Consider the following 19665-nt stretch of genomic DNA (forward strand, 5'->3'; position numbering starts at 1 on the left):
AAGTTAGCGAGATTGATACTCAATCTAGAGTAGCTCCTTCGTCAGCTTGCAGACCACTAAGTGGGTAGAATGGAAGAGGTCAAGCGCTTTCCTTGACGGATTCCATTCTACCAACTACAATGCGGAAAGCTGATGAAGGGCATGGTTAAGCAACCTGATTTTTATAAGTTTTACCTGTACATTCCAAAAATACACGTAGCCGAAATCTTTCAAGGTTTCTGAAGCCAAAAGCACGTCTTTTGATGTTCTTACTCTTATGGTTTGTACCTTCAATCCGGCCATTCGTAAAAGGGATAAGAAAATATTGTAAAATTTGTGCCTTCCAATTTTCTATCGTCTTGGCTACTTGATGAAATGAAGGAAATGGGCTGCTCCATGCGAGTTGAATCTATTCTTCTAAGAGTGAATCAGCTGTATCATAGTCATTCACTTGGTATATTTTTCTAAATAGTTCTTTTAGAAAATAGGCATATGACAATTCTGAATGCTCTTTGAGCATCTCGTCTAATTGTTGTTTTTCATTAGCCGTTAACTTTTCAGAACCTTTCAAGAGTTTAAACCGTCCCTTTTTTAGTCCAGGAGTTTTCTTTCTAACTTGGTCAAGTGCATGTGTCACCTTTTGCACCACATGATATTTATCAATGACGATACAGGCCTCTGGGAATATAGATTTAACAGCTTTATGGAAGGGATCCCACATATCCATAACAACGGTATGAACGCATTTATCAGACAGAATCTTCTTGGCAAGTAAGATCTGAGTTGAACGATAACTCCGTTGATGTTCCATACCAAGCACACTCCCGGATTGGGTATCCATAAGAACTGTTTCATATCGGTGACCCTTTCGGACAGCGATCTCATCAAGGCTAAGGATTAATTCATTGTCTTCTAAAACACTTTCAAGAGTTTCTAAATGCTCCTTCTCTTTTTCTTTAGCAACGGAATAAAATATTCTCTCAACGGTTGTATAAGGTATTTTTTCCTTTCGACTCACTTCTTGGATAGTAGAGCCAATGCACATTTCGTACAGATATTCTCTGTACCGATTGGTCTGATGCTTATTAGGACGGATACATTCAAATGTTTGTGAAAATCCCTCATTACAGTTGTGACAACGGTATCTATACACTCTGACAAATAAGAAAAGGGGCTTACCTAATACGGACAAGTCACGAACCTTTCTTGTCCGCCAGTCATGGGCATGACTAGAAAAAAAACCGCAGTAAGAACAGCGTTCTTCTGTAGTATTTTTCTCAACATGTAACAAACTGCAATCTTCAAGAAACACTTGTTTAACAACTTCAAATTCTGGCAAATCTAGTGATACGGAAAACACTTTAGAACCTCCTGTTATGTTAAGTGACGCTAACATTATTGCCAGGAATTCGTGAGTGTTTTCCTTATTTTTTGGGTTAAATCACAAAATGTGGTGATGAATCAATAAAATTAACTTATACAGTTGTTTGCTAGAATGCTATAGTATTACACTTACAAATCAGAATTACACAATTTATTTATTAAATATTCCATCATAGCACTTTCAAAAATAATTATAATTGTTTTTCCAAATATGTCAATATTTTTATTAAATAGCAGATAATGTATAAAGGTTTGTGTAAAGCATTTTGCTAGACCAAAAGAAAAAGATAGGTATTCTCTGATTTGGCCAAAACACATTCCAAAATTAAATATGGACACAAAATCATAAGGTGACATTTACAGATCGTTTACATCATTTCGGATGGATTGTAACTTTATTTTGAAAAAGAAAACGAAACACTGTTTATGTTTATATGGAAAGTAAATAAAGTTTCGTATCTTCTTCATAAATGTTGATGAAATAGAAATTTATCGATTTTCAGTAGCGTTGCATAAAAAAATTTAATGTTTGTCAAGCTCAATAAAAATTCCAGTTATTTCATGTAACTGAATATTCAGACATACAATCTTTCTAAGCAAGCTTAAAAGGACAATGACGTCTTAATCGGCAGTCCATTTCCACAATTTGGTAATATATTACAGAAACATTGGATCATAAACTAAATCGTCTAGGTGTTCCACCTCCCCTTCTTCAAATTGGTACACGATGGTTTCAAAATCTTTTTCCCAATGGTATTTTTTCCGACCGTTGGACGTTCGAATTGGCTTTTTAAAAAGGGAGCGAACAAAACAGTCAAAACCTTTAAAAAGCAGATTCTGTAAAGTTCGCTTGATCTCTAATAAAGGACCATCGTGATTCACTTTTAATTGGAGCATGGCCTGTAAGCAATAGGTGATTAGGGCGATCCAAATTTGATTGTAAACGGCATTTTGACTTTTTCCATAAAATCTTTTTATCTTAAGGTGCTGTTTCATCCATTTAAAGAAGGTCTCTATCTTCCAGCGATATCGGTATAAATCTGCAATCTCTTCCGCAGAAAGATCAAAGCAATTGGTTATGATGATCACGGGATTCCCTTCGCTGTCGACCGTTTCGATCAATCGGAGAGGATGAGTCATTTTGGTATGATTACGGTCATTTCCTAAAATGACAATCTGATCCCTATAAATCAAACGTTCTGGATTGGGAATCCGTTCCGATAAAACTTCAATCTCTGCGTTCTTTTTAAGCCGGGTAATGAATCGCACCCCTTCTCGGCATAAGCGGTCGAACTGTTTGTAATCGACATACCCTCGATCAAACAAGTAAATCGCATTTGGATCGATTTCAATGAGTTCGTCCATCTGTGTGCGATCGGCATGTTTCGCGGGTAAGATAATCCCTTGATCCGGAACAGTGATATCCTTCGTTACAACAACCTTTAAATGGAGTCGAACACCAGCCTTTGTCTTACGAAAAGTTGCCCATGGATATTGGCTCAAACTCATGCTCATCGTGGTAGAATCAATGACCAGAAGACGACCAATGTTTCGGATGATCGGGGCATTTTTCATTTGCCCTTGGATCTTTAAGACCAGATATTTAAATACTTTTTCAAACAGTTGAGGGGATAATTGGCCTAATTTGCGAGAAAGTTGCGAAGTACTAATTGCATCAAATTCCAGATATGTCTGCAACTCTTCCTTGTCTTTCAAATGTTTGGCCAATTTTGTTAAGCTTTCCAATTCGTTTAACTGAGCGATGATACAAAGTTGTAAAAACTTATACGCCGTTAATTTTTTAATGTATTTGTCAACGTCAATCACATTAATTAGTTTTGAAAAAGTTATTGGATCGATCTCTTTAAATAGTTCATTTATTGTGGATTCTGTGGTATTCTTATCCATAATGGTTTCTCCTTATTCTTAGGATTTGGATAGGACTGCCAATCCTAATTATAAGGAGTTTTTTTATATCCAAAAAGATGGCTCTTCACCACAAAATGTACTTGACAATCAGGTTGTTTTCTGATCAAGGGTACAAAAAATGCGAAATTTCCTGTATGGTAAAGGTGACCAAACCATCAACCATGGAGGAAATTTCGCATGCAATCTCAGTTTATCAAAGATTTGATCACTTTACCAGGCTTTCTTATTCATGGAGAACGAAAAGAGGGAGAACGATGGATTTTTGAACTTTCCCTCCCTCCTCATTGTCCGATCTGCCCGACTTGCTTCGGACGGACAACCAAAATATCATCGAAACGAAAACAATGGATTCATGGCTATACCAATACGGTCGGTTTATTTTGGATTGAACTTCCCATAGAAAGACGGCGTTGCCAAGCCTGTTTTCTGACGTTCACCGTTTCTTATCCGGGACTTCCGTCTCACAGTATCGCGACGGAATCGTTTCAACATTGGGTCGCCCAGTTATGCATCGGAAAAACGATTCAAGAAGTCGCTCGCTTGTTACAACTCGCCTATACGACAGTAGAACGCTGGTTTTATCAATATGCCCCGGCTCTTTTACCAACATCGAATCCTACAGTAGTATGTGTGGATGAATTCGCTTTCCGAAAGGGACATGATTACGGAGTAGCGGTGATGGATACACAGACTCGGAATGTCCTTTCCATTGCTTCTGGAAAAAATGAAGAAGCCATTGTGGAGGCGCTTCAACCCGTCGCCTCCAAAGTGAAGTATGTTGTCAGCGACTTGGCTCCTGCCATGAGAAAAGCCATTGAAAAGGTATGTCCAAAAGCCATCCATGTTCTTGACCACTTCCATGTGATTCAGTTATTCACCGATGCACTGGAACGTTGTCGCAAATACCTTGCCAAAGGCGGAACCAAACATGGAAGCGTTCGCCGCGTGTGCCGATTGTTAAGCCAACGTCCAGAAAAATTAACAGAAGAAGAGAGACAGGAAGTTCGACAATGGTGCCAAGAAAGTGCTTATTTACGTGATGTCTATCAAGCACTTCAACATTTCCGTTACGTATCCAAAAGCCAAACAAGAAAGCAAGCCGAAACTCGTTTGACCCAATGGTTTGACCGGTACCTTTTTAGCGACTGTGCCGCCGTACGCAGTATTGCCAAGGCACTCATCACCCGAAGAGACGCAGTGCTTTCTTGCATCGTTTTTTCTTACTCAAATGGTCCAATGGAAGGAATCAACAACAAAATAAAATTGATCAAAAGGCGAGGATATGGGTATCGAAATATCCAGCGTTTTACTTTGCGTGTCCGTCTAGAGACCTCTATCACATTTTAACGTAAAAATCAAGTACATCTTTTGGTGATGAACCAAAAAGATGAAATTTAACATAAAATTGGGCTTGACAAATTAAAATTAACTTAATGCAATGCTACTGATCGATTTTAGATTTAGAGAAATTTCCTCAAATGGCTTCCCCTTCTTTTTCCTTATATGGATCGGCTCAAAATAAATCTTTTTGGTAAATGTGCCATCACCATTGTAAAAAACTTTTGTATTCTCTGTCCGTTCCTCAATGATTTCCCCTCGTTTAAGGTTAATTTTAGGGGTCGGGACTTTTGACGGTAAATGACTTTCAGTAGAGTTGTTGTCTTTAGAATGAATGGTTTCTGCGAAAACGTCTAAAGGAACGGATGAGAAAAATAACAGATTCACAATTGCCCATATCAACCATTTTTAAACGACTAATTTTCATATAATTCCTCCTTTTCAATAATTTGTTAAATTGATTGTACTTTATAAAAGCTAGATTTAGGTACATTTTTTGACATACAAAATTCTGTATTTTTCGACAAATTTCGCTTCTTTTGTACGAAAAACCCCCCTTCAATGAATAAATTAATCCATTCAATTGAAGGGGGGATGCTTTTGACCTATTTAATAGAATACGGGTATGAGCGGTGGTCGTTTAGAATCACTCGCCCGTATATTTTCCAATTGATTTTAATAGGCCCCTGAAAGTGTGAGCAGAGGCTTATGATTATTTGAAATGAATTAAGAAATATTTCTTTTTGCCCCGGCGGATCACAGCAAATTGACCTTCGATGGTGTCTTTTTCAGACACAATATAATCAAGCTCCTGCACCCGTTCGCCGTTAATGTAAATCGCACCGTTTCCGATGTCTTCTCTTGCCTGCCGTTTCGATGGAGAAATTTTCGCCTGAACCAATAAATCGACTAATCCGATTTCATTTTCGGTCGTTTCATACGAAGGCACATCTTTAAAGCCTTGTTTTATTTCTTCTGCTGTTAAAGCTTTTATATTGCCGCTGAACAGCGCTTCGGAAATTTTGACTGCCTGTTTGAGTGCTTCTTCGCCATGGACAAGTTTTGTCACTTCTTCCGCTAACGCTTTTTGCGCAGACCGTTTTTCAGGAGCATTTTTCACTTCTTCTGCCAATTGTTCAATTTCTTCTTTTGATAAGAAAGTAAAATATTTTAAATATTTGATGACATCCCGGTCATCGGTATTGATCCAAAATTGATAAAATTCGTAAGGCGATGTTTTTTCTTTATCGAGCCAGATGGCTCCTCCTTCCGTTTTGCCGAATTTTGTGCCGTCGGCTTTCGTGACGAGCTGGAGTGTAAGACCGTATGCTTTCGCATTTTCTTCCGTTTTTCGAATTAGTTCAAGTCCTGACGTAATATTTCCCCATTGGTCGCTTCCGCCGATTTGCAAGCGGCAATCATAGGTTTGGTACAGCTTTAAAAAATCGTACGATTGCAAAATCATGTAGCTGAATTCCGTAAAGGAAATGCCCGTTTCAATTCTTGACTGCACGGTTTCTTTCGCCAGCATATAGTTTATGCCAAAGCTTTTGCCGATATCGCGCAAAAATGTGATGACATCCAATGGCCCGATCCAATCGTAGTTGTTGGCCAAAATGGCCGGATTCCCTTCTTTTTCAAAATCCAAAAAACGGGAAAGCTGTTCCTTAATGCGTTCTGACCACTGCTTCACCGTTTCTTTTTCATTTAATGTTCTTTCCTGTTTTTTTCCGCTTGGATCGCCGATCAAGCCTGTTGCGCCGCCAACAAGAGCAATCGGTTGATGACCTGCCTCTTGAAATCTTTTTAACGTTAAAATCGGCAGCAAATGCCCGATATGAAGGCTGTCTGCCGTCGGGTCAAAACCGCAGTACAGCTTCACCTGTTCCTCTGACAACAATTTATCTAACCCTTCTTCATCCGTTACTTGATTAATGAGTCCGCGATATTTTAAATCTTCTAGCAAAGCATTCATCAAACCCACTCCTTTTCAAATTTTATCCAAATAAAAAACGCCCCTTCATGAAGGGACGTATAATTACGCGGTACCACCCTGCTTAAGAACATTTGCATGTTCTTCACTCATTCTGATAACGGCTAAAAACCGTCCTTTGCTACTTCACTTTCACAAAGAATGCTCATGGAGGTAATTCACAAAGCATTTATGTGCTGATTCGCACCGGCCATCAGCTCTCTGAAACAGGGAAATGCCTGCTACTTTCTCCAATCAACGCTCAAGTATTTTTTTCATTAATAAACATTTTTAGCATAATTGACATCCTTTGTCAACTAAGATTAGAACAGAGGGCGTCAACCGGAGAAAAAAATATGCTATAATAAACTAGATTTTGTAGAGGGATGATGAAAAATGGAGAAATGGTACGAATTTTTTAGGAAGGTAAGCTCCTTTTATCATAAGCACCAGCAAAAAATGGTCATTGCCTATAACGTAACATGGAACTTATTTCTTTTACTATTGGTTATCGGTTTAATAGGCTTCTCCTTTATCGGAGGATTAGGAGCTGGTTATTTTGCATCGCTTGTAAAAGATGAGCCGATCCGTTCCGAAAAAGAATTGGAAAAAGACATTTACGATTATTCTGAAACAACGAAAGTGTACTTTGCAGACAATGTCTATTTAGGGAAAATTCGCACAGATCTTGAACGTGAAAAAATCAAAATTGATCAAATTTCCGAGCATTTAAAACATGCAATTGTTGCAGTGGAGGACGAATATTTTTACGAGCATAAAGGGATTGTCCCAAAGGCGATCATGCGGGCGATTTTCCAGGAGTTCTCAAACTCTTCTGTCAGAACCGGCGGAAGCACCCTCACACAGCAATTAATTAAAAACCAAATATTGACCAACGAAGTGTCATTTGAAAGAAAAGCAAAAGAAATCCTGCTAGCATTGAGATTAGAAAAATATTTTACGAAAGATCAAATATTAGAAGCCTATTTAAATGTATCATCATTTGGACGAAACAGCTCCGGAAGAAACATTGCAGGCGTGCAGGCTGCGGCGCAGGGGATTTTTGGCATAGATGCGAAAGACTTATCGATACCGCAGGCAGCTTTTATCGCTGGTCTCCCTCAAAATCCTTTTGCTTATACACCGTTCACAAAGGACGGAGAAGTAAAAGAAGATTTACAGCCTGGTATAAACCGAATGAAAACCGTCCTAAGAAAAATGTTTGCAGAAGGATATATTACAAAAAAAGAATATGAAGAAGCACTTAAGTTTGATTTAAAGGCTCATTTAGCCAAAAAGAAAAAACCTGATATTGAGCAATATCCTTGGATTATATACGAAGTTGAAAAAAGAGTGAAGGATATACTGGCTGAGCAGCTGGCGAAAAAAGACGGTCACAAGCTGGAGGATCTCCGAAAAAATAATAAAGAGCTGTTTAATCGATACATGGCGCTGGCCGATCAAGACATGAGACAAAACGGCTACAACATTCATACGACCATTAACAAGAAAATTTATGACAAAATGCAAGAGGTTGTCAAAAACTACGAGTATTACGGAAGTCCAAAGCTTGAAAAGAAAAAAGATCCTGAAACAGGCAAGACCGTAACCATCGAGGAACCGGTTGAAGTCGGCGCTGTTTTAATCGAAAACAAAACTGGAAAAATAATCTCCTTTGTTGGCGGCCGTGATCATAACAGGGAGCAGACAAACCATGCTACAAGAGCATTAAGACCAAACGGTTCAACAATGAAACCGCTCGCTGTCTATGCACCCGCGATGGAAATGGGCATCGTCCAGCCGGGAACTGTTGTGGCAGATCTTCCATTTTCAATCGGGAAATATCAGCCGAAAAACTATGGAGGCGGCTATCACGGATTAACAAGTATTCGAACAGCATTGAAACATTCATATAACATTCCGGCGGTAAAAACCTATGCAAAAATTATTTCGCAAAATCCGGTATCCTATTTAGAAAAAATGGGATTTAGTTCACTTGCTCAAGAAGATTACAGTTCATTCTCCCTCGCTCTTGGGGCAATGACTTACGGAGTAACCGTGGAGGAAAACGTAAACGCCTTCGCAACATTTGCCAATAACGGTGAATTTGTCGACGCCTACATGATTGAAAAAATTGAAACACAAGACGGAAAAGTTATATATCAACATAACAGCAAGAAAGAGAAGGTCTTTTCCCCTCAAACAGCCTATTTAATGATTGATATGATGCGGGATGTCATTCAAAGCGGAACGGCTTCCTCTTTAAAAAGGTATCTATCATTTCAATCTGATTGGGCTGGAAAAACAGGAACTGGGCAGGATTATCGGGATGCATGGTTTGTTGCTGTAAATCCTAATGTATCCTTCGGCACATGGATCGGTTATGACACGCCGAAAAGGCTGGAAACGACCTACAAAGGTTTGACCTACAGCAATAGAAATATATTGCTTTGGGCAAAATTAATGAACGCCGCATACAGCGTCAAACCTGACTTAATAGATCCTAACACTTCCTTTAAAATGCCTAAAGGAATTGTTTCAAGATCGTATTGCGCCCTCTCTGGGGATCTGCCTTCTGAATTATGTAAGAAAGCTGGACTCGTTCAAACTGACTTGTATAACGCTAAATTTCTGCCGAATAAAGTGGATAAAAGCTTGGCGTACGGCAAATTTGTTTTAGTAGACAACGTAGCCTATCAAGTGCCGGCAAATGCACCGGCTGAATTCGTCCAGGAAGGGCCTCTGCTGAAAAAAGAAGTATTGAATAATCTTGGGATTTCAGACGTGTCCCAATTGACTAAACTTCTTCCTAGCGGAGCTAATTTAGAGGCTTTGACGTTGACCGGCAATAGGGTTCTTCAGGATAATGGCAAAGCTCCTTCTAAAGTGCCCGCTGTAAAGCTTAGCGGAACAACATTATCCTGGAGCAAAAGCGGTGAATATGATGTTATCGGGTACAGGGTTTATGCAGCTCCATCTAATTCAAATAGTTTCAAAAAAATTGCCAGTATACCTGCAAAAAATAACTTAAGCATCTCAGTCGGAAAATCTCCTGCCTCCTATTACGTCGTTGCAGTTGATGTGGCAGGAAAAGCGTCTCCTCCTTCAGCCATTGTAAAAACGGCGCAATCTGGAAAAACAGAGCCGCAGCAAAAACCGAAGCAGACGGCAAATGCAAGACAATAGGCGAATGGAAAAGATGCATTAAACGATCAATAAAGTAGACGAAACAGAAAAAACAGCCCAGCAAAACTTGCTTTCACCCAATAAATATTTAAAAAGGACCGCACGTGGTCCTTTTTATCTTTTACTGGCTAGTGTGACGGCAGCTTTTTTAAGAAAACATAGCTTACTTTATTGTATCGCATTTTTTCTTCATAGAAGCGGTGTGCGTCAACGCGCTGCAAGCCGGAAGATAAAGAAACAATATTATAGCCATTTTCTACAGCATATTGATGAACATACGTTAAAAGCTTTTCACCGTATCCTTTTGATCGTTCTTCAGGCAATGTCACTAAATCACAAACCCAAATGAAACGCCCGTAGTATAAAGTGATCATTGGCATAAATCCGATGATGGCAACCATTTTATTATGATCGTAAAGAGCAACTAATTGATATCCTTTCTTTTGTTTAGCTTCAAGCACCAATTCAAGAAATGATTGTTCATCAAGATGAGTCCGCAAATGTTTCATCACTGAAAATCCTTCTAAAATTTCCTCTTTCGTTCGCAATTCTTTCAATAAAAGGGATGATTCCATAAGCTTCTCTCCTATTTCCAATTTTAGCGTTTATTTTATCAATCTATTATTAATGCCAATCGAGTAGGAGGGAGCGATTAACTCCCGTCCTCTCACACCACCGTACGTACGGTTCCGTATACGGCGGTTCAATTAAGATAATTGACGCAAGTCTTTATAACTTCCGTGAATAGCTGTTCTCTTTATGCCAGTGGTCACTCCTCCCTCCAAGGGGTCTCCCACGGGATTCACCGCTTCCTCCCTCAAGTGAGGTACTACGTTTTCTGTGTTCATCATGACTCACTGAATGCCAAGGGCTATTCTCTCTTAATTGTTCGGTCCTTCTTAGTTGTTCTAGACCAACTAATACTATGACCTCTGCTGACTTCTGACGGTTCAGCTACTTATCACTAAGTAGGTTATGAAGAGTACTTCACATATCCGCCAGACCTCCCCGGGTAAGTACATGCACTTTCACACCATCTATCCGCCTCATTTACTCGATATGACCTTCGACAGAAAGAGCTTTGTTTTGTTATGCAAACTCACTCAATCATACCTAGCCTTATATGAGGTTCGTGTTCCTCGGACCGGTGTTTTGCCTCCAGCTTCCTTCAGATTCCGCGTCACCACGGACACCCTTGCTCTTGGCTAACCTCTACTTCTGTCTTCGGGGTTCGGGACTTACACCCTATAGTTCATGTACATGCCGGGCGCACATAACAAAGCCGCAAGCCTATTTACTAGACTTACGGCTTCTATTATTTTTAATCTTCCAACGTCGACAAGTCACCTGTTGGCAAGTTAAGCTCCCATGCTTTCAACACGCGGCGCATAATTTTCCCGCTTCGAGTTTTCGGCAGTTTTTCGCAAAATTCTATTTCCCGTGGCGCTGCATGTGCTGCCAGCCCTTTTTTAACAAACTGGCGAATATCCTCTTTCAAATCTTCTGATGCTTCATAGCCGCTGCGCAATGCAACGAACGCTTTAATAATTTCTCCTCGAACAGGGTCCGGCTTGCCGATAACTCCAGCTTCCGCTACGGCAGGATGTTCAACAAGCTTGCTTTCTACTTCGAACGGTCCGACCCGTTCGCCGGAAGTCATAATGACGTCATCAACCCGTCCCTGGAACCAAAAATATCCATCTTCATCCATATAAGCGGAGTCTCCAGATACATACCAGTCGCCGATAAAATAAGATTCATATTTTTCAGGATTATTCCAAATTGCTTGCATCATGGAAGGCCAGCCTTTTTTAATTGCTAGATTCCCCATTCGGTTTGGAGGCAATTCATTTCCATGATCGTCAATAATTGCTGCTTTTACGCCGGGGATCGGCTTGCCCATTGATCCAGGCCGTATATCCATACACGGATAGTTGCAAATAAGATGCCCGCCTGTTTCCGTCATCCACCAAGTATCATGAATGCGCTTATTAAATACTTTCATTCCCCAGCGAATAACTTCAGGATTTAAAGGTTCTCCGACACTTAAAATATGGCGCAGAGAGCTTAAATTATATTTTTTCACCAATTCGTCTCCTGCACTCATCAGCATCCGAAACGCTGTTGGAGCGCTGTACCAGACAGTGACACCGTATTTTTCGATTGTTTCATACCAATAATCAGGGCTGAATCTGCCTCCAACAATAACATTTGTAACACCTAGGAGCCACGGACCAAAAATACCGTAAACTGTTCCGGTCACCCATCCAGGGTCTGCCGTACACCAATAAATATCTTCTTCCTTCAAGTCAAGAACCCATTTTGCTGTTTGATAATGCTGAATCATCGCATTATGGACATGGAGAACGCCTTTCGGTTTTCCTGTTGATCCGGAAGTATAATGCAAAAGAAGTCCGTCTCTCCGATCCACCCATTCAATTTCCAAATTTTTGCTTGCATTTTCAAAATGAGCAAAGAAATCGATTATTTTTCCTTCTTCTTTTACATCTTCTCCAACAACCACCACATGTTTGAGCGCAGGCAATTCATCAATTGGAACTCTTGGCAGCAGCTCTTTTGTTGTTACAATCACTTTTGCTTCACTATCTTCCAAACGATCCTTTACCGCGCTCTCCATAAACGCTTCAAATAAAGGACCTACAATAGCTCCCAGTTTAATTGCGCCCAAAATGACAAAATAAAGCTCTGGACTTCTAGGCATAAATACGAAAACCCGATCACCTTTTTGAAGGTCGGTATGCTGTTTTAAAACATTCGCAGCTTTATTGGAGAGCTCTTTCATCTCTTCAAACGTATACTTTTCGTCACGATTCGCATCGCGATAATAAAGTGCGACTTTATTTTTTTTGGCCCCATCTGCATGACGGTCAATCGCCTCATAAGCCGCATTGATTTTCCCAGTTTTACTCCATGAAAAATTCTCCTCTACTTCTTTCCAGTCAAAGCTTGCATATGCTTCCTCATAGTTTGCTAAGTTGTGGTTTCCTTTTATTGCTGGTAGCGCTTCCACTTTCATCGAAGTACCCCCCTAAAAATTAGTATATTTGTTTATCATTATATAACTTTTTATTCCATTTCGCAATTTTGTAAAAATTTTTTACAAAACAAATCCGATTATGTTCGACAATTCCTGTATAATATGAATAGGTTATTAGATTGGTAGGCGGTGTAATGAATGGAACATAAAAAAACATATCATGCCAAAGAAATTGAAACTCCAAATGGAACGGTGATTGTCGAAGGGCCAATTCCCCCCGATAAACTGGCAGGCTATAAATTTCATGAGGATTTAACAGCTTTCCGTCCTGCACCAAGGCAGCACAAAGCGCTTGTAGAAATTGCCAAGCTTCCTGAAGGACGGATTATTATTGCCAGAAAAGACGAAACAATCATCGGGTATGTTACATTTTTATACCCTGATCCTCTAGAACGATGGTCTGAAGGAAAGATGGAAAATTTAATTGAGCTAGGAGCCATTGAAGTGATTCCAGAATTTCGCGGATGTGAAATTGGAAAAAATTTATTGATTGTTTCGATGATGGATGATGCAATGGAAGATTACATCATTATTACAACGGAATATTATTGGCATTGGGATTTAAAGGGAACTGGCTTAAATGTTTGGGAGTATAGAAAAATGATGGAAAAAATGATGAATGCAGGCGGTCTTGAATGGTATGCAACAGATGATCCAGAAATTTGCTCTCATCCCGCAAACTGTTTAATGGTTCGTATTGGAAAAAGAGTAGATAACGAATCGATTCAGAAATTCGACCAATTAAGGTTTACAAACAGATTTTTGTATTAATCGCCATGCTATTCTTGGAAAGGGGATGGATAACATGATTATTGAAAAAATCATGCAAAAAAACGTACTCACGCTTTCTCCGGATCACTCGATCCAAGATGCTTTAAACTTAATTAAAAAAGCTAGAATCAAGCATATTCCGATCATCAGCGAAGAGAATACCCTTATTGGCATTATATCAGACAGAGATATTCGCGATGCTGCTCCCTCTATATTAAGTAAAAATGAAAAATTGGATGCGCTTTTAAACAAGCCAGTTAAAAACATTATGAAAACCGATGTCATAACCGGACACCCTCTTGATTTTGTTGAAGATGCTGCTACGATTTTTTATGAGCATAAAATCAGCTGCCTCCCCATTACTACAAATGGCAAGCTTGTCGGAATTATTACCAAAACAGATGTTTTGAATACGTTTGTAAAGTTGACTGGAGCCCATCAGCCCAGCTCCCGAATTGAAGTAAGAGTTCCCAATATAACCGGAATGCTTTCAGAAGTCGCAACAGTATTTCATAAAGGAAAAGTAAACATTTCCAGCGTTTTTGTGTATCCGGAAGAAAACGAAAAATTCAAAACACTAGTTTTTCGGGTGCAGACGATGAATCCAATGGGGCTTATTACTGAGCTTGAGAAAAAAGGTTATACCGTTGTATGGCCTCATATGATGGGGGAATAACATGAAAGACAGCGTGTTTATTTATTCCCCTTTATTTTTAAATTATAAATTTAGTAATAAGCACCCATTCAACCAGCTGCGAGTAGAATTAACAGTTGATTTGCTAAAAAAATTGAAAGCGCTTGAAGATGATGAAATAGTTGAACCAAGATTTGCAACAGATGAGGAGCTGGAGCTTATTCATGATGCCGGCTATATTCGTGCAGTAAAACAGGCAGGGGAAGGAAAGCTGTCTGAGCATGAAGCTTTAAACTACGGACTTGGTACGGAAGATACACCTATTTTTCAAAACATGCATCAGGCCAGTTCTCTTATTGTTGGCGCGACATTAACAGCAGTTGATCATGTCATGATGGAAAAATCGAAGCATGCTTTAAATTTAGGCGGAGGTCTTCATCACGGCTTCAGGGGGAAAGCGTCTGGATTTTGTATATATAATGACAGCGCAGTGGCGATTAAATATATTATCGAAAAATATGGGGCAAGGGTGCTGTACATTGACACGGATGCGCATCACGGAGATGGTGTTCAATGGTCGTTTTATGATGAGCCAAACGTTTGCACACTATCTATTCATGAAACTGGGCGATATTTATTTCCTGGGACAGGAACAGTTCATGAGCGGGGACAAGGTTCTGGATACGGTTTTGCCTTTAATATTCCGTTAGATGCATTTACCGAAGATGAATCATGGCTAAAAGTTTACAAAGAGGCCGTTACAGAAGTTGCAGAGTACTTTAAGCCTGATGTCATCGTCACTCAAAACGGAGCTGATGCCCACTATTTTGATCCACTAACTCATCTTCACGCCAGCATCAATATTTACCGGGAAATTCCGAAGCTTGCACATGAAATTGCCCATAGCTACTGCGATGGAAAATGGATAGCTGTCGGCGGAGGAGGCTACGATATTTGGCGGGTTGTTCCAAGAGCTTGGTCGCTCATTTGGCTGGAGATGAAAAATTTAAGCTGCAAAGCACAAGGGGCTCTTCCGAAAGAATGGCTGGAAAAATGGCAGGAGAAATCTCCCGTTGAATTAATCCCAACATGGGAAGATCCCGATCCGTTATATCAACCGATTCCAAGGAAAAAAGAAATTGAAGAAAAAAACAATCACACTCTTGAATTGGCTCTGCAATTCATCCGGCAGCAAAGGGAATATAATGCAAAAAAAAATGTTAACGGCCAAACTTTTTAAAAAAGCTTGGCCGTTTTTTCTTCAGCTTAAAAAGATTATGATTTTGTCGATTGCCGAATTTCAATACGATGCGGGAGTTCAACAATATGATTATCTACTTCCTCTTTGTTTATCAATTTTGTTAACAGGCGCATCGCAACCGCACCGATATCGTAAGACGGTTGGACAACGGTTGTTAATCGCGGACGAACCATAGTCGCCAAACGAGTATTGTCAAAGCCGATGACATCAAAATCTTTCGGAATTTCATAGCCTTTATCTTGAGCGGCATGAATCACGCCCAATGCCATTTCGTCCGTTCCAACAAAGATTGCAGTCGGTTTTGGCGACAGCTCCAACACTTTGTCAAATGCTTCAATCCCGGATTCGTAGGAATAATCTCCTTCTACTACAAATTGTTCATCGTATTTGATCCCTGCCTCTTCAAGTGCACGTATGTATCCTTTAAGTTTTTTCACTTTATTCACAGGCTCTTCCATCGGCCCGGATACATAGGCAATATGTTTGTGTCCTTTATCGATTAAAAACTTAACCGCATCATAGGCTGCCTGTTCATAATTGATATTAACAGAAGGCAGTTCATTGTTCTCATCAAAAGTTGATGCAAGCACAATAGGAACCGGTGAACGTTTAAATTCTTCCACATGCTCCTCTGTAATATTGCCGCTCATAAATACAATTCCATCCACTTGTTTCCCTAAAAGGGTGTTAAGCAAATGCAATTCTTTTTCTTTATTTTGGTCAGAATTGCTTAAAATAATATTATATTTATACATCGTTGCGATGTCTTCAATCCCGCGAGCCAATTCTGAATAAAATGTGCTTGATACATCCGGTATAACAACACCTACAGTCGTCGTTTTTTTGCTAGCCAGCCCTCTTGCGACAGCATTTGGCCGATAGCCGAGACGCTCAATCGCTTCCAATACTTTCTTTCTAGTTGTCGGCTTTACATTCGGGTTGCCGTTTACAACTCGTGAAACTGTCGCCATTGAAACGTTCGCTTCACGTGCAACATCATATATCGTCACATTATTCATGATCAACACTCCTCATCTAAATGATCTATATCAAATAAATAACAGTCTCTTCCGTATAACTCTTATCATACGATACAAAGCATTCGTCCGCAATGTGCTTGGCGTGTTTTCTTATATTTTTACCTTTTTCGTTAAAAAAATATGTTCATTAAAGTATATCCTTCATTAAATAATGTAAACGATCTACGCAAAAAAAGGAACCTTAAAAGGCTCCTTTTTTAAAAAATAGACGATATTCAATTAGGCATTTACTTTCGCTAATGGTCTTAATTCAGAAATAAACTGATTGAATTGCTCAATATTCATTTGCTGCGCAGAATCTGACAAAGCTACTTCCGGATCCGGATGAACTTCAGCCATAATACCGTCTGCCCCAATAGCAAGAGCAGCTTTTGCAGCAGGAATTAGAAGGTCTTTCCGGCCTGTTGAATGAGTGACATCAACTAATACAGGCAAATGTGTTTCCTGTTTTAAAATCGGAACTGCTGTAATGTCCAGCGTGTTTCTTGTAGCGCGTTCATACGTGCGAATTCCGCGTTCACAAAGAATGATTTGATCGTTACCTCGAGAAATAATGTATTCCGCAGCATTCATAAATTCTGATAACGTTGCAGAAAGACCGCGTTTTAACAATACAGGCTTGCGAACAGATCCTGCTGCTTTTAACAATTCAAAGTTTTGCATGTTCCGTGCCCCGATTTGGATGACATCGATGTAATCAAGGGCCACATCAATATCTTGAGGCGACACAATTTCACTAATAACTGCCATATCAAACTCATCAGCAATTCTTTTTAAAATTTTTAAGCCTTCAATGCCTAAACCTTGGAAATCATATGGTGATGTTCTAGGTTTAAATGCACCGCCTCTTAGCAGCTTCAAGCCTTGTTTCTTCGCTGCTTCCGCAACAGCAGCTACTTGCTCATAGCTTTCTACCGCACAAGGACCGACAACAAAGTATTGGCTGCCATCCCCGATTTTTTCGCCTTTGACGTCAACGATTGTATTCTCTTTCTTTTTCTTTCTTGATACTAACAATGCTTTTCGATGATCGTCCTCTTGAAGCTCTAATGCCGCTTTAAATATTTCCTTAAAAATATGCTGTAAAGTGGAATCTTCAAATGGACCATTATTATGTTCTTTTATTAAATCGAGCATTTTTCGTTCACGGACAGGATCATATCGGTTAACTCCTTGCGCTTCTTTCGCTTTCCCAATTTCTTGAACAAGCTTGCCTCGCTCGTTAATTAATTTTAAAATTTGCAAATTGATTTCATCAACCCGTTCCCTAAGCGCTTCTAATTCTGTATTGCTCATTTTTTCCACCCTTTCACATCCGTCAAAATTTTAAGCATTTGATTTTAATTAGGGTTTATTATAAACCATATTCCTTGAAATGTCACTAAAAATTTCTTTATCGATTAAACGCTTTTAAGCGGTAAAGTGTTTATTTTTTTCAAAATATTTTCTTTAGTTCTTCACAAGTCATTTCCCAAAGATCATCATGCCAGATAAAATTATTATACAATATTTGGGGGATTTATGTTTACCTGAATCCGTGATGAATTGAAATCGACTTTGATTTTGTTGTAATTTTGATGGATTGATAATCCATAAAACCCCTTTTATGCTTATGACCTATGTCATCTCTATTTCCGAAAATGGAACAAATCTCTTTTTTAGGTATACGAACCAAAAAAATAGACAAAAAAGCACAGGGAGTGACGTTGGACATCAGTTCCCGAACATTCGTTCGTTATCTTACCTCTCTCCATTTCTGATAGACGTTCAGTAGGGGCTCGCTATAGCCACTCCTTCGCGTCAGTTTCATCCAGATCTGTCGTGATCGACGGACGAGTCGCCCTGCCATCGTGATCACCGTCTGAATAATCGTCTTGATGCGGCGGCGTTTCACTTTGTGGTGCAACGGATGTCTCGGATCGCTTAATAGATCTTGTCCAATCAGACGAAGAAGATTGTAAACGAAGGCTCCCATGACCAACACGAGCGCATTCGTTTTCATCTTCCCAGATGGAAGCCGCTCTAAATCTAAGTCGCTCTTCAGTTCGCTATGAAACTGTTCGCATGTCGCATGGTCATGATACAACGCGAGCACATCGCTCATTCGAACATGCTCGTATCCTTTGAGCCGCACCCAATAGCTTTCCACTTCATAATCAGGAACGAGCATCAGCTGTCCATTGCGTTCCATCGTCCGTTCCGTCACTTGGGTGACTTGAACGTACGTATACGTGTTTCCATCGATCGCTGCCTTCTGTGGAAGGCATAGCTCATAGGTTTGTACTCCTTCGCTTTGTCCATCATCGACACGTTTGCCCTTTTGCGAAGCGATCTGGAACCAAAGCGCTGTCGATTCTCGGCGTAAGTTTCGCTTGATGACAAAGTCCACGTCTTCCTTTAGGCATACGTGCACATTCGCTTCTGCATCGTTTCCTGCATCCATGCGAACAAGCAGACGAGATGAAGTCAGTTGACGAGCTCGACGGATAGCGGTGACTAAAAACGAGGGCATGTTGTCTTGCACATGTTGTTTCCCTGGACGCAACTCGGCATGAACGAGATACCCTTCCTTCCCTGCATACGCAAACAACGGTGTAAAACCGTCAAATCCTTTATACGTTCGACTGACTCCTTCTTTTTTCGTATCGGAGTTGTCAAATGGGGAACCATCTATATCAAGGGGAAGCCATGTCGTCTTTCCTTTGGTCCAACAAGGGGACAAAGTGGCATGTCGTTGAATCAACAGACGTATGGACTCCTCCCAAAGAATCGTTTCGGTCATCGGAAGACAAGCGAGCTGATCGAGTCGTTGTCGCAAGGTTGGAGAGGAAGGCACGTGCTGAATCCCCATCGATGCCGAAAAGATATCGTCCTGACGATACGCTTCGATATGATCGAAATCCGTTTTTCCTGTGGCAAGCAAGCCAATCATCGAGCGAATGACATCGCTATGGGAAATGTGCACTTCTCGACGAACCGTTGGAAGCCGAAGTGCGTTTACCCGTTTATCCAGTTTCGTTCGATGGAGTAAGTAGCCAACGAGAGCAAGCCCAGCACTTGGGGTAATCGCTTCATCTGTCAATACAAACCGAATCGGGAAATCTTTCATCACAT

The 19665-nt window shown here is 40.1% G+C and carries 12 protein-coding genes, 1 pseudogene and 1 other annotated feature; of the genes and pseudogenes, 5 read left to right on the forward strand and 8 right to left on the reverse strand.

What is annotated here, in order from left to right:
* Nucleotides 1-145 precede the first annotated feature (145 nt).
* Together NSS70_RS15805 and NSS70_RS15810 are read right to left on the reverse strand one after the other, a co-directional pair.
* Nucleotides 146-1339 (reverse strand): annotated as a pseudogene (locus tag NSS70_RS15805) (ISL3 family transposase).
* Nucleotides 1340-2019: 680 nt separating this feature from the next.
* Nucleotides 2020-3270, reverse strand: a complete 1251-nt coding sequence (locus tag NSS70_RS15810; protein WP_339192832.1) for an IS4 family transposase — start codon at nucleotides 3268-3270, stop codon at nucleotides 2020-2022.
* A gap of 198 nt (nucleotides 3271-3468) precedes the next feature.
* On the opposite strand from NSS70_RS15810, the gene NSS70_RS15815 reads away from it, so the two are divergent.
* Nucleotides 3469-4638: an ISL3 family transposase gene (locus tag NSS70_RS15815; protein ID WP_021292746.1), complete on the forward strand. Its 1170-nt coding sequence runs from the start codon at nucleotides 3469-3471 to the stop codon at nucleotides 4636-4638.
* A 703-nt stretch (nucleotides 4639-5341) separates the two neighbouring features.
* On the opposite strand, the gene tyrS is transcribed toward NSS70_RS15815, so the two are convergent.
* Nucleotides 5342-6604 carry a tyrosine--tRNA ligase gene (gene tyrS, locus NSS70_RS15820; protein WP_066248876.1) on the reverse strand — a complete coding sequence of 421 codons (1263 nt, stop codon included), beginning with the start codon at nucleotides 6602-6604 and terminating at the stop codon, nucleotides 5342-5344.
* A 48-nt stretch (nucleotides 6605-6652) separates the two neighbouring features.
* Nucleotides 6653-6869: a binding site (T-box leader), on the reverse strand.
* Between the two features lie 128 nt (nucleotides 6870-6997).
* Between tyrS and NSS70_RS15825 the strand changes: the two genes are divergently transcribed.
* Entirely contained in the window at nucleotides 6998-9787 is a 2790-nt protein-coding gene (locus tag NSS70_RS15825) for a transglycosylase domain-containing protein (protein WP_340881937.1), read from the forward strand.
* Nucleotides 9788-9915: 128 nt separating this feature from the next.
* Here the strand turns inward: NSS70_RS15825 and NSS70_RS15830 are convergent, their stop codons facing one another.
* Together NSS70_RS15830 and acsA are read right to left on the reverse strand one after the other, a co-directional pair.
* Nucleotides 9916-10362: a GNAT family N-acetyltransferase gene (locus NSS70_RS15830; RefSeq protein ID WP_339197097.1), complete on the reverse strand. Its 447-nt coding sequence runs from the start codon at nucleotides 10360-10362 to the stop codon at nucleotides 9916-9918.
* Nucleotides 10363-11108: 746 nt separating this feature from the next.
* Nucleotides 11109-12824 (reverse strand): acetate--CoA ligase, encoded by a 1716-nt coding sequence (gene acsA / locus NSS70_RS15835; protein WP_339197100.1) that lies wholly within the window; start codon nucleotides 12822-12824, stop codon nucleotides 11109-11111.
* Between the two features lie 159 nt (nucleotides 12825-12983).
* On the opposite strand from acsA, the gene NSS70_RS15840 reads away from it, so the two are divergent.
* From NSS70_RS15840 to NSS70_RS15850, 3 genes are read left to right on the forward strand one after another with little or no spacing between them, the layout of a single operon-like run.
* Complete coding sequence (locus NSS70_RS15840) at nucleotides 12984-13616, forward strand: GNAT family N-acetyltransferase (RefSeq protein WP_066248879.1); 633 nt, start codon at nucleotides 12984-12986, stop codon at nucleotides 13614-13616.
* Nucleotides 13617-13650: 34 nt separating this feature from the next.
* On the forward strand, nucleotides 13651-14292 hold the full coding sequence (locus tag NSS70_RS15845) for an acetoin utilization AcuB family protein (RefSeq protein WP_063387339.1): 642 nt from the start codon (nucleotides 13651-13653) through the stop codon (nucleotides 14290-14292).
* 1 nt (nucleotide 14293) lies between these two features.
* Complete coding sequence (locus tag NSS70_RS15850) at nucleotides 14294-15490, forward strand: acetoin utilization protein AcuC (protein ID WP_063387338.1); 1197 nt, start codon at nucleotides 14294-14296, stop codon at nucleotides 15488-15490.
* A 35-nt stretch (nucleotides 15491-15525) separates the two neighbouring features.
* Here NSS70_RS15850 and ccpA read toward each other — a convergent pair whose 3' ends face one another.
* The 3 genes from ccpA to NSS70_RS15865 all read right to left on the reverse strand — a co-directional run bounded on the left by ccpA (nucleotide 15526) and on the right by NSS70_RS15865 (nucleotide 19660).
* The gene (gene ccpA / locus NSS70_RS15855; protein ID WP_339197105.1) at nucleotides 15526-16530 is read right to left on the reverse strand and encodes a catabolite control protein A; all 1005 of its coding nucleotides are present in this window, start codon (nucleotides 16528-16530) and stop codon (nucleotides 15526-15528) included.
* Between the two features lie 240 nt (nucleotides 16531-16770).
* Complete coding sequence (locus NSS70_RS15860; RefSeq protein WP_063387336.1) at nucleotides 16771-17847, reverse strand: bifunctional 3-deoxy-7-phosphoheptulonate synthase/chorismate mutase; 1077 nt, start codon at nucleotides 17845-17847, stop codon at nucleotides 16771-16773.
* A 439-nt stretch (nucleotides 17848-18286) separates the two neighbouring features.
* Nucleotides 18287-19660, reverse strand: coding sequence for an IS1380 family transposase (locus NSS70_RS15865; protein ID WP_339211605.1), 1374 nt, complete (start codon nucleotides 19658-19660; stop codon nucleotides 18287-18289).
* Between the last annotated feature and the right edge of the window lie 5 nt (nucleotides 19661-19665).

Source organism: Aeribacillus sp. FSL K6-2848, assembly GCF_038004325.1.
GTDB lineage: Bacteria > Bacillota > Bacilli > Bacillales > Aeribacillaceae > Aeribacillus > Aeribacillus composti.